The following is a 12,168-nucleotide window of genomic DNA, read 5'->3' on the forward strand; positions in this document are numbered from 1 at the left end:
ATCTCATAATTTATAATTGATTATTAGTCTTGACGTTTGAAAACCTAAAACCCAATTTCTATAACCTAAAGCCTTAACTAATTATTCAATTTTAAAATTGCGCAAGCAGTTGGATTTGCTAAATTTGCTGAAAATTACAATACCAAAGACTTATGTTGGAAATTAAGCACATTCGGGCACATCAGGAAGAATATACTCAGGCTCTCAAAAAAAGAAATTTTGAGGCTGAAGCTGTTTTTGAATCTATCTTAAAATTAGATAAAAAGCGTCGGGAAACTCAGAAACAACTGGACGAAATACTTTCAGAATCCAACAATCTTTCCAAAGAGATTGGAATGCTTTTTAAGTCTGGTGAAAAAGAAAAGGCCAACGCTCTGAAAGAAAAAACAGCTGGGCTCAAGGAAGATTCAAAACGTCTTGGAGAAACGATGAGTCAGGTCGGGACCGAATTGCAGGCTTTATTATACCAGGTTCCAAATATTCCGCATCCCTCTGTTCCCGCTGGAAAAAGCGAAGAGGACAACGAAGAGATTTTTAAAGAAGGCGATATTCCTGTGTTGGCAAAGAATGCGCTTCCACACTGGGAGTTGGCCAAAAAGTACGATATCATAGATTTTGAATTGGGCAATAAAATTACCGGTGCTGGATTCCCTGTATACAAAGGCAAAGGTGCCAGATTGCAAAGGGCTTTGATTGCTTATTTTCTGGATAAAAACGTTGAAGCCGGTTACACTGAAGTGCAGGTGCCACTTTTGGTTAATGAAGCTTCTGGTTTTGGAACCGGACAATTACCAGATAAAGAAGGTCAAATGTACCATGTGGGGAATGATGATTTGTATTTGATTCCTACTGCTGAGGTGCCAATTACCAACATTTACAGAGACGATTTGTTAACTGAAAATCAATTACCAATTCAGTTAACAGGTTATACACCTTGCTTCAGAAGAGAAGCGGGAAGCTACGGGGCTCATGTTCGCGGTCTCAACCGCTTACACCAATTTGATAAAGTAGAATTAGTGAATATTGTGAAGCCCGAAGACTCATATAAAGTTTTGGATAAGATGGTGGAGCACGTCAAATTGATTTTGAGAGATTTGAAATTGCCTTACAGGGTGTTGAGACTTTGCGGAGGAGATCTTGGGTTTACGTCAGCATTGACTTTCGATTTTGAATTATTTTCTACCGCTCAGGATCGCTGGCTGGAGATTTCATCGGTGTCCAACTTTGAAACTTTTCAAGCTAACCGATTGAAAATTCGTTACAAAGATTCCCATAAAAATAAAGCTTTGGTGCATACTTTGAATGGAAGTTCACTTGCATTACCTAGAGTTTTGGCGGGTATTCTGGAAAATTACCAAACTGATGAAGGAATTGTTATTCCTGAAGTTCTAAGATCTTACACTGGTTTTGATATTATTTCTTAGGACTTGAATTTGAGTAATTTCTAAGCTAGAATTTACAATTATTTCTCAAATAGTAGAGCGCCGAAAAATATTTCGGTAAATTTGAGCATGCGTTTAGTATTTCCTGGATCTTTAACACTGAAATCAATTTTGACATTTTTGTCACTACTCGTCTTCACTTTTTTTGGCTACAGCCAAAGTGCAGAGCTAGCAGAGAATTATTTCGATCAAGGCGAGTATGAGAAAGCCGAAGCGGTTTACGCTAAACTTCACAAAAATAATCCAAGTCATCAGAATTGGTTACTTGGTTATGTGGAGACCCTGCAGGCACTTGACAAGGTAGAAGAAGCTGAATCCACATTAAAAAATTATTTAACTGAAATTGGAGAATATCCAAACATCCAGATAGAGCTTGGTTACTTATATCAAAAGCAAAAGGATTCAATCACAGCCAATCAATATTACCAAAAAGCGATTTCTCAGGTCGAAGCCAGACCAGGTTTTGCCTATTCTGTTGGTAATGTATTTCAAAAATACGGCTTGCTGAATCTTGCGGTTGAAACTTATGAAACTGCTCAACGTATCGAACCGCGCAGTAATAACACTATTGAGCTTGCAAGAATTTATGGTGAGCAAAGTGAGTTTAAAGCAATGTTTAAAAACTACATGGATCTAATTTTTGAAAACCCTAGTTATTTTCAAATTTTGAATCGAAATTTCTCGCAATACATCACTGAAGACTCAGATAATGAAGCTAATCAAGCTTTAAGACAGGTTTTGCTTCAGCGCAACCAGAAAGAACCAAATGTCATCTATAATCAGATGTTGAGCTGGTTGTTTGTTCAGCAGGAAGACTATTCCAAAGCTTTTGTACAGGAGAAAGCGCTCTATCAACGATCACAGTCCAAATCTTTAGACAGATTTATAGATTTAGCTTTGATTTCTAAAGAAAATGATGACTTGTCTAGTGCTAGAGAGATGCTCGAGTTTGCTGTCGAAAACGCAGCAAGCAAACGCGATTTACTTTCAGCAGAAAGACAATTACTTCTCGTCAAAAGAGCACTGGCTCAGCCTGAAGATTATGCTGGAATCGAATCGGCTTATGAAAACTTTCTTGCCAAAATCGGAAGAAATAAGGATAGCTTTTTGGTCCAAAAAGACCTGGCTGAATTTATCGCTTATCAAAAAAATGATGTTGAAAAAGCTCTGGATCAAATTGAACTTATTAATTCACAAGATTTATATCAGCAACAAGCTGCAGAATTGAAATTATTGGAGGCGGACTTAAACGTGCAACAATCCAAATTCAATCAGGCCTTATTGCTTTACACACAGGTTGAAAAACTAATTCCTAATAGTGATATTGCGCGAGAAGCCAAATTTAAAGTGGCCAAAACCAGCTACTATACAGGAGATTTTGACTGGGCGTTGACTCAGCTAAAAGTTTTGAAGACTTCTGCTTCACAGCTTACTTCCAACGATGCTTTGGAACTTTCTTTGTTAATTAAAGACAACAGCCAGGAAGACACTACAAGAACTGATCTAAAGTTGGTGGCAAAAGCAGACTTGCTTCAGTTTCAGAATCAACCAGATAAGGCTCTGGACATTTTAGAAAACGTCCTTGTTAATTACAAATCACCTTCAATTGTTGATGAGGCGTTGTTTAGGATTGCCAATTTACATTTAGCCAATAACAGAATTGAAAAAGCTATTCCATTTTTGCAGCAAATCGTAGATGAGCATGGCGATAAGATCTTAGCTGATAATGCCAACTTTATCCTTGGAAAACTTTTTTCGGATCAACTGAATGAGCCTGAAAAAGCCAAAAAATATTTCGAAACTTTAATTTTTAATCATCCTGATAGCATTTATTTTGTAGAAGCCAGACAACGCTTCAGAAAGCTGAGAGGAGATCAAATTCAATAATATGTTTATTTATAATGTAACGACCAATATTGAAGTAAATGTCCACGACGAATGGGTAGAATGGATGAAAAACATCCATATTCCTGCGATGTTACAAACTGGAAAATTTGAAGGCGCAACCATGAGTCGAGTGGACGTGGTAGAATCTATGGGTGGAATCACTTATTCTGTTCAGTATAAAATTCAGAATAAAGTCACGTTGGAGCGTTACTTTGAGGAAAATGCTGAAGAGCTGAAAAAGCAAACCAAACTTTTTGAAGGCCAATTTGTAAGTTTTAGAACCGAAATGGAAATTGTACATGAGCAATAAAGAGCGACCAACTATAGACGACGAAGTTTTCAAAGCCAATTTTGAGCAAGGTATTCGTGAGGTGAAAGCCAAGAAGCATTTGGGCCAACATTTTTTAAACGACGAAGAGGTGTCCAAGCGCATTGCTGAAACTCTTCAAAAAGATAATTACCAAAACCTATTGGAAATAGGGCCAGGGATGGGAGTTCTCACCAAATATCTGCTTGAGAAGTACGATAGATTTATCGCTATGGATCTTGATAGAGAATCTATTGCTTATCTTAATTCCACCTTCAAAAGGGAGCACGGAATTGAGGGAAATCCTAAAGCCTTGAAAGTTGAAGAGGCCGACTTTCTTAAAGTTGATTTATCTGAGTATTTTGGAGATGAGCAATTTGCTATTATTGGTAACTTCCCTTATAATATTTCGACTCAAATCGTTTTTAAAGCTTTGGAATACAAAGAACAAATCCCAGAATTTTCTGGCATGTTTCAAAAAGAAGTGGCAGAGCGTATTTGTGCTAAAGAAGGCAGCAAAACCTATGGTATTTTATCGGTATTGACTCAGGCCTACTACACTGCTGAATATTTGTTTACCGTTCCGCCAGAGGCTTTCGATCCGCCACCCAAAATCAATAGTGGTGTGTTAAGATTACAACGAAAAGAAAATTATGAGTTGCCTTGCGAAGAAAAAAAACTAAGAGATGTGGTGAAAACCGCTTTTCAGCAGCGAAGAAAAACGCTTCGTAATAGTTTAAAAAAATTCAACTTATCGCCAGAATTAAGAGAAGACGCTATCTTTGCTCAACGCCCAGAACAACTGAGCGTGGAGCAATTTATTGAGTTGACAATTAAAATAAGCGAAGATGGCATTTGAACTCACCAAAGAATTAATTGAGAAGATAGAAACTCTCATTGAAGAAAAAAATGACTATGAGTTAGAATCACATCTAGAAGAATATCACCACGCTGATATTGCAGAGGTTCTTGACGAATTAAGTCTGGATGATGCCACCTACATTATCAAGCTTCTTGGTAGCGATCAAACTTCTGAGGTTTTGATGGAAATGGGTGAAGACGATCGGGAAAAAATTCTCCGAAACCTCAATGCCAAGGAAATTGCTGAGGAAATTGAAGAAATGGACACCGATGATGCGGCAGATATCGTTTCAGAATTGTCAGAAGATATCAAGTCTCAGGTCATTTCTAACATCAAGGATAAGGAACACGCCGAAAATATCGTTGAATTACTTAAGTACGATGAAGATTCTGCAGGGGGATTGATGGCAAAAGAGTTGATAAAAGTCAACGAAAACTGGAGTGTGACCGGTTGTATGACCGAAATGAGGAATCAGGCTGAAAATGTGACCCGCGTGCATTCCATATACGTGGTAGATAACAAAGGAAAACTAAAAGGCAGACTCTCGCTCAAAGATCTGATCACAGCGCCAAGCAAAGCAGAGATAGCTGATGTTTATATAACCAATGTAGATTATGTTGATGTGCATACGCCTGGAGACGAAGTGGCTCGGGTCATGCAAAAATACGACCTAGAAGCGATTCCCGTTGTGGATGAATTTGGAAGATTGGTAGGAAGAATTACAGTAGATGATATTATCGATTTCATCAAAGAAGAAGCCGAAAAGGATTACCAAATGGCGGCTGGTATTTCCGAAGATGTAGAAGCCGATTCTACCATCTGGCAATTGACCAGAGCGAGATTGCCGTGGCTTATTTTAGGTCTTTTTGGAGGTTTGGGAGCCGTTTATGTCATGCAGGGTTTCGACTCCGCTTTGGAGAATTATGAAATCCTTTTCTTTTTTACCCCATTGATTGCCGCCATGGCCGGAAACGTTGGGGTTCAATCTTCAGCGATTATTGTACAAGGTCTGGCCAACGATACCGTTAGGGACAGTTTAGCCAAGCGATTGCTCAAAGAAGTAACACTTAGCATTATTAACGGAACTGCTTTGGGTTTATTGGTCATTGGTTTTGGAGCTGTCACGTCCATGGCATTTCTGGTGAGTATCACTATTGCTGTCTCTATACTTTCGGTGATTATTATGGCAGCTTTGATTGGTACTTTCGTTCCTATTATTTTGAACAACAGAGGCATCGACCCAGCCATTGCCACGGGTCCGTTTATTACGACAAGTAATGATATCATAGGAATTTTAGCCTATTTTTATATTGCCAAATTAATTCTGAATTTCTAGCAGATGACCCCGATTCCATTTCAGAAAGATTTAGTTGTCAAAAAAGAACATCTGGATAATCAAAACCATGTCAATAATTTAGAATACATCAAGTGGATTTTAGAAATTTCAGAATCGCATTGGATCGCCACAACGTCTGCTGAAATAAGAAAAAAATATGCCTGGTTTGTAGTCGATCATTATATTCAGTACAAACGTCAAGCCTTCCTCGGCGACGAATTAATTTTGAAAACCTGGATAGGAAAGTACTCCAAAGTCAAGACAGAACGCCACGTACACATCCTTCGTAAAAGCGATGGCAAAACCATTGTTGAAGCCAAAACCAACTGGTGTCTTATAGACAGCCAAACCAAAAAACTAACACTTATTACCTCAGAGGTTTTAAAACCTTATTTTGAATTTGAATCTGCTTAGATTAATACTATAGCGATATTCAGCTTAAACTTTAGGACTATGAAAATATTACATCTGGACAGTAATCATCCACTGATGATAGAGGAATTGACCAAATTGGGTTTCGATAACACTGAAGATTTTACGAGTACAAAAACTGAGGTGGAAGCTAAAATTCATGAGTTTGATGGCATCATCATTCGCAGTCGGTTTTCAATAGATAAGAGTTTTTTAGATAAAGCCACAAACTTAAAATTCATCGGTAGAGTAGGAGCTGGCCTAGAAAATATCGATGTAGACTATGCAGAGCAAAAGGGAGTTAAACTTTACAACGCTCCAGAAGGCAATCGCAATGCGGTATCAGAACACGCTTTGGGAATGTTACTAAGCTTGTTTAATAAATTGCAAACTGCTCACGATGAGGTGGTGAATGGAAAATGGCGACGAGAAGCCAATCGCGGTTATGAGTTGGAAGGCAAAACCGTAGGTATTATTGGTTATGGCAATACAGGTAAAGCTTTTGCCAGAAAATTGAGCGGATTCGATTGTGAGGTATTGTGTTATGATATTTTAGATGAGGTTGGTGATCAAAACGCGAGGCAAGTGAGTCTCGATGAGTTAAAAGTTAAAGCTGATGTCATCAGTTTGCATACGCCACAAACTCACTTGACTTTAGGAATGATCAATGCTGAATTTATCAATTCAATGAAAAACCCCTTTTGGATCATCAATACCGCCAGAGGTAAAAGTGTGGTCACCGAAGATTTGGTCAACGGACTTCGATCCGGAAAAGTGCTGGGCGCAGGTTTAGATGTGTTGGAGTATGAAAAATCCTCCTTTGAAGATATGTTTACCTCAAGTCATCAACTTCCCCAAGCCTTTCAATATTTAATGAAAGCCGATAATGTCCTGTTGAGTCCCCACGTGGCTGGCTGGACGTTTGAAAGTCACCTGAAGCTCGCCCAGACAATTGTGGATAAGATTGACAGGGATTTTTAATCCCATCCCTAAGCCTTCCCCAAAAGAGGAAGGGGATAAAAAATCCCCTCCCAACCTCCCCAAAGAATAGGAGTAAAGTCTTTTCATCAATTAAAGAATAATCAATTTACGGTCTAGTGACTAAGGCTTTAGCAATAATTATGTAAAGAACTATGGTTTTCACGTAACAAGAGTAGGGTCGAACCGTACTTCTTAAAAAATATAAAGTATATTTTTATCGAATTAAATTACTTCTGATGAGATTATTGTAGAAATTTCAAAAACGGAAATTCTCAATTAGATTGAAGCTTGCCCCCCTATTTTTCTGTTTGGAAACACTTAATGACCCTTTAGATGGTTTAAATAGCATCAGGTTTAGTAAAATCCTGTTATCAATTATTAATTTTAAACTAGTAAAAAGAGATGAAATCAAGTTATTATTGTAGTATTAAAATACTTTCATTTATTTTTATAATCAGCGCTCTACAAGGCTGTGGTCTTGTGAGTATGATGGTGGATGAAGAATTTGAAAAAGTTGACGATACATTAAACCTAAATCTTAATAAAAACGGTTTAACTTTTCCAGTTCTAATAAACAATAATGAAACCTCACTTGTTTTTGACACTGGATCTACTATACCTTTTCTTTATGATGAAAAAGTCTTAAATAATAGAAAGCCTGACAAGATATCTAACTTTGGTAAAGTTAATTATTTTGGTAATAAATTGGATTTTTACCGAACTCCTTTAAGTTTTGAAAATGACCTTTTTAAATCTAATAATACCGTATTTGTTGTTCTTCCTGATCTTTATGCCTTAAATGATTGTTCAAAACGGGAAGTTACGGGCGGTTTTTATGGTAAATATTTTTTGGATAAAATTTTAAATCTCAATTTTGAACATAAGAAACTGTTTATACTAGATAGCTTAAAAACAACAACTTATACTGAAATTGAATCTAAGTTTTTTGATCTAATACAAATCCAAATTAAACTCAATGTAAATGGTAAAAGTGAATGGTTTCATTTCGATACAGGAAATGTTTTATATCCTATCATAGTAAATCAAAATTCAGAAGTAATCAAGGATGCAAAATATGATTTTAATGTGAAATCCAATAGGTTGAGTTTAGTTGAAAAGCAAAACTCAACCTATTACTATCAGAATTATCAAATCAACTTTGCAGATGAACAAATTTCATCTTATGTAATATCCAATTCTGGAATTAAAGAAAATAAATACAATAATGTAGGCTTACAATTTATTAAAAACTACAATTGGATCATTGATTATAAAAATCAAAAGGTTTATCACAAAAACTATAACCAATCTCGACTTAATCCTATTCAAGTTTCTAAAGGCCATCTAAATAAATCTGCTGTAGAAAACGGAAAATTAGTTGTAATTCAAATGCTCGATCAAATTGAAAATCAAAATTACGATTTAGGAGATCAAATTTTAAGTGTAAATGGAGCTTCAATTACTCCAGAAAATATTTGTTCTTACCAAGAATTATTAAATAATTCAGACTGGCATATTCTAGATATAGAAACTCAATAAAAATCTAATTAACTTCAATGCAATAAATAATTAAGTGTAACCTAAAAACCCCTCCTTGCATTTAGCAAGGAGGGGTTTTTAGTTAAAGAAAGCCAAGCTTAAGCCTTCTGAGATGTCGGCACAATCTCCGAACAATTTACCTCGGTGATATAACGCTTCTCTCCATCTTTGGTTTCGTAGGAGCGTGGAGCGAGTTTGCCTTTTACTAAGACTTCTTGTCCTTTTTTTACGTAAGTTTCAATAAAACTGGCAGTTTTGCCCCAGGCGATGATGTTATGCCAGTAGGTGTTGGTAACTTTTTCACCACTGTTATCGAAGTAAAACTCGTTAGTCGCGATGGAGAATTTGACTAATTTCTTTCCGGATTCTAGGTTTACGACTTCCGGGTCTTGGCCTAAGTGGCCCATTAACTGCACTGAATTTTTTAAAGTACTCATAACTATAAAATTTAATTGGTTTTAAAAACTGACTCAGACTCTCTAAGTCATACCGACGGTGTTTCCGATCGACAAGGCAAAGATGCGGTGAGAGTTTTCTTTTAGTCGTCTGTTATCCAGTTACTTCCTTTTACTTACGTTTACAAACGTTTGTAGTCGTTTATAAACGGATGATGATTGAGTTTATTTGAATATTTAGATCTTTAAAACCTTGGAGAGAATTTTATAAGGCAATTACCAAAGTTCTAATAGAGTTTTAAATTCTTAATTCTTGTCATCTAAAGGATAAGACTGATGCTGAGGAGTAAAGAATATTTCCAGTCGAAGAGCAAAAGATTCCTCCTACTGTTGTAACGAAAAGACGCATTTGTCGTCCTGAACGAGTTTGGCTGCAATGAACAGACAGATTTGCTTCAGGATTTTTTGTAGATATAAAAACTGTATCAAATCAAAACTGGGTAAAAAAAATCCTATTTAAATAAACGCCCAAAAGGCTTTTCGATTAAGCAAGTAATTTTTACCAATAAGAACCGACAAAAAATTTATTGATGTTCCTAATTCTGAGTAAAAACCAGTTTAAACCCTATGATCACTGACTTAAGCCTGGAAAATCGCTTTTTGATAACTAAAAATGTACGGTTTAACCGTAACAAGAGTACGGTCGAACCGTAATTCAATTGTTTTTTAGTGACTTACATTTGTATAAACAAAAACACAAACATTAATTTTAAAACTTAGAGTTATGAAAAAGATTATCGGAATTTTCACAATGGTATGCTTATTTTTCTTTGCAGGATGTTCACCAGAAGCGTTTAGCGACGATCAATACGAAGGAGAAACTCCAGAAGAGATTTTTGGAAATGGTGGAGAAAATAGAGTTCATAGAGCTACAAATACTCCGCCTGATGATAGTGATCTTTAAAATTTAATTTTAGTAGTTTAGACAAGATTTTAGAACGGACTTAATGAAGCGTTGCATATACTATTTTGTCGGAATTATTTTTATTTTTAGTTGCCAAGATCAAAAAAAAGATAAACTCAAAGTTAATCCTGATCTAAGGGACTCTATTTTGATCCATCTTAAGAAATTTGACAATAACATTAATAAAGAAGAAAATTTAAATAAATCTTTTCAGTTTGTACAACGAATTGAAAATGATAGTCTCCAAATTAAATACCTTAAAACAATTGATTATAGAGCTTTAAACTCAAATTCAAGATATTACCTTAAAATCAATGAACTTGGAAGAAAAACATCTATAAAATATAAAGATTCTATTTCATTGGCGAATTTTTATTGGAACTTAGGAGACTTTCACTTGACTTCAAATAAATCTGATAAAGCTTATTTCGCCTATAATGAAGCTGGATTCCTTTATAATAAAAAAAATGATTTAGAGAATTATGCCCAAATGCTGTACAATCTAGCAATAATTCAAGGTCAAGCTAAAGATTTTACGGGTTCTGAGGTCAATCTAATCAAGGTCGCTGAAATTAGTAAGAAAATTCGGAATTTTGATTTATTATATAAGGCATTTAATGTCTTAGGGGTCACCAATTATAATTTAAGAAATTTTGATGTCGCCTTAAAATACCTAAACAATGCTTTGCAAGCTCTGGGCAAAGTAGAAGATCCAGACTTATTTAGAGCAGCTACCTTTAATAATATAGGTAATGTTTACGAAAAGCAAAAAAACTTTGAGCTTGCTATCAAAAACTACCGAAAGACCTTATCCACCAAAAACCTGTACGAAGGAGATCCTTATCTTTACGCAATGGCTTTAGACAATCTGGCCTTTAATAGATTGGAAACTGGAGAAACTCAAAATGTGCTTCCCGATATGCAAAGGGCCTTAGAAATAAGACAAAATATTAAGCATCTCGCTGGTATTTCTATTAGTCAGATTCACATCGCAGAATACTATCAATTTATAGGAAACACAACAAAAGCGGTACAATTTGCCGAAGAAGCAAATTCCACAGCACAAAGCAATAACAACAATAGAGACATCTTAGCCTCTTGGCAACTCTTAGCAGACTTGCAACCCAATACTAGTTACTCCTTTACCACTTCCTATATCGATCTTAGCGATAGCCTTCAAATCGAAGAGAGAAAAGTGCGTAATAAATTTGAACGTATCCGTTTTGAAACGGAAGAGGTCCAGCAACGTGCAGAAATGCTCGAAGAAGAACGCACCATCATTTTCCTTATTACCTCTCTCATCATTATCTTAGGGAGTTCAGTCTTTATATTTTACGTTCAGCGAACCAAAAACAGAGCTCTTGAGCTTGAACGTGATCAAAAAGTGGCGGATGAAAAAATATACGAACTTCTTCTTCTTCAAAGTGCAAGAAAAGATGAGGGCAAGCGAGAAGAACGGGATCGCATCGCTAGAGAATTACACGACAATATCCTCACCGAGCTGTATGCCAACCGGATGAATCTTATGTTCTACAAATATAAAACGGGGATGAAAGGTGACGAAAAATTTGGCCAACTCACCGATAATTTAATGGATGTAGAACGCCAGATCAGGAGCTTATCTCACGAACTCTCCAATACCTATTTTGATGAGCATAAAGAATTTGGAGATCTTATTCAAGATCTCATTCAAAAGCAACAGTTAGAGAGAACCCACCAGCTTACAATAGACGATTCTGTAAACTGGTCCTTGATCGCTTCGGCAGTAAAAATGCATACTTACCGCATCCTTCAAGAGGCTACCATGAATATTCAAAAACACGCCGAAGCCAGTTTTGTCTTTATCAAATTCAGCTTAAATGAAGAAGCCAACGAAATTGAATTTATAGTCGAGGACGATGGTAAAGGATTTAAGGATAATAAGAAACCCGGAATAGGGCTTAAAAATATAAAATCTCGGGTTGAAGATATCAATGGTAAAATATGTATTGATTCCAAGCAAGGTTCCGGGACCAAAATCAGTATTTTTATACCCATTAAATAA

11 protein-coding genes are annotated in these 12,168 nt (G+C 36.1%); 10 read left to right on the forward strand and 1 reads right to left on the reverse strand.

Going from position 1 to position 12,168, the window contains the following annotated elements; translation table 11 throughout:
- Positions 1-152: 152 nt before the first annotated feature.
- From serS to LB449_RS02215, 8 genes are all read left to right on the forward strand, one after another.
- Positions 153-1,424, forward strand: a complete 1,272-nt coding sequence (gene serS, locus LB449_RS02180) for a serine--tRNA ligase (RefSeq protein WP_224453433.1) — start codon at positions 153-155, stop codon at positions 1,422-1,424.
- 87 nt (positions 1,425-1,511) lie between these two features.
- Positions 1,512-3,329, forward strand: a complete 1,818-nt coding sequence (locus tag LB449_RS02185; RefSeq protein WP_224453434.1) for a tetratricopeptide repeat protein — start codon at positions 1,512-1,514, stop codon at positions 3,327-3,329.
- A 1-nt stretch (position 3,330) separates the two neighbouring features.
- Entirely contained in the window at positions 3,331-3,639 is a 309-nt protein-coding gene (locus LB449_RS02190) for a DUF4286 family protein (RefSeq protein ID WP_224453435.1), read from the forward strand.
- A complete protein-coding gene (gene rsmA, locus LB449_RS02195) occupies positions 3,629-4,495 on the forward strand; it encodes a 16S rRNA (adenine(1518)-N(6)/adenine(1519)-N(6))-dimethyltransferase RsmA (protein WP_224453436.1) in 867 nt (288 codons plus the stop codon). The genes LB449_RS02190 and rsmA overlap by 11 nt, the downstream gene beginning before the upstream one ends.
- Positions 4,485-5,834 (forward strand): magnesium transporter, encoded by a 1,350-nt coding sequence (gene mgtE / locus LB449_RS02200; protein WP_224453437.1) that lies wholly within the window; start codon positions 4,485-4,487, stop codon positions 5,832-5,834. The genes rsmA and mgtE overlap by 11 nt, the downstream gene beginning before the upstream one ends.
- Before the next feature lie 3 nt (positions 5,835-5,837).
- Positions 5,838-6,248 (forward strand): acyl-CoA thioesterase, encoded by a 411-nt coding sequence (locus LB449_RS02205; protein WP_224453438.1) that lies wholly within the window; start codon positions 5,838-5,840, stop codon positions 6,246-6,248.
- Between the two features lie 39 nt (positions 6,249-6,287).
- Entirely contained in the window at positions 6,288-7,226 is a 939-nt protein-coding gene (locus LB449_RS02210; protein WP_224453439.1) for a 2-hydroxyacid dehydrogenase, read from the forward strand.
- 402 nt (positions 7,227-7,628) lie between these two features.
- The gene (locus tag LB449_RS02215; protein ID WP_224453440.1) at positions 7,629-8,765 is read left to right on the forward strand and encodes a hypothetical protein; all 1,137 of its coding nucleotides are present in this window, start codon (positions 7,629-7,631) and stop codon (positions 8,763-8,765) included.
- Positions 8,766-8,863: 98 nt separating this feature from the next.
- Here the strand turns inward: LB449_RS02215 and LB449_RS02220 are convergent, their stop codons facing one another.
- On the reverse strand, positions 8,864-9,202 hold the full coding sequence (locus LB449_RS02220) for a single-stranded DNA-binding protein (RefSeq protein WP_224453441.1): 339 nt from the start codon (positions 9,200-9,202) through the stop codon (positions 8,864-8,866).
- A 742-nt stretch (positions 9,203-9,944) separates the two neighbouring features.
- Here LB449_RS02220 and LB449_RS02225 point away from each other — a divergent pair.
- Both LB449_RS02225 and LB449_RS02230 read left to right on the forward strand, forming a co-directional pair.
- Positions 9,945-10,124: a hypothetical protein gene (locus LB449_RS02225; protein ID WP_224453442.1), complete on the forward strand. Its 180-nt coding sequence runs from the start codon at positions 9,945-9,947 to the stop codon at positions 10,122-10,124.
- 43 nt (positions 10,125-10,167) lie between these two features.
- Positions 10,168-12,168, forward strand: coding sequence for a tetratricopeptide repeat-containing sensor histidine kinase (locus LB449_RS02230; RefSeq protein ID WP_224453443.1), 2,001 nt, complete (start codon positions 10,168-10,170; stop codon positions 12,166-12,168).

Source organism: Psychroflexus lacisalsi (assembly GCF_020164495.1).
GTDB lineage: Bacteria > Bacteroidota > Bacteroidia > Flavobacteriales > Flavobacteriaceae > Psychroflexus > Psychroflexus lacisalsi.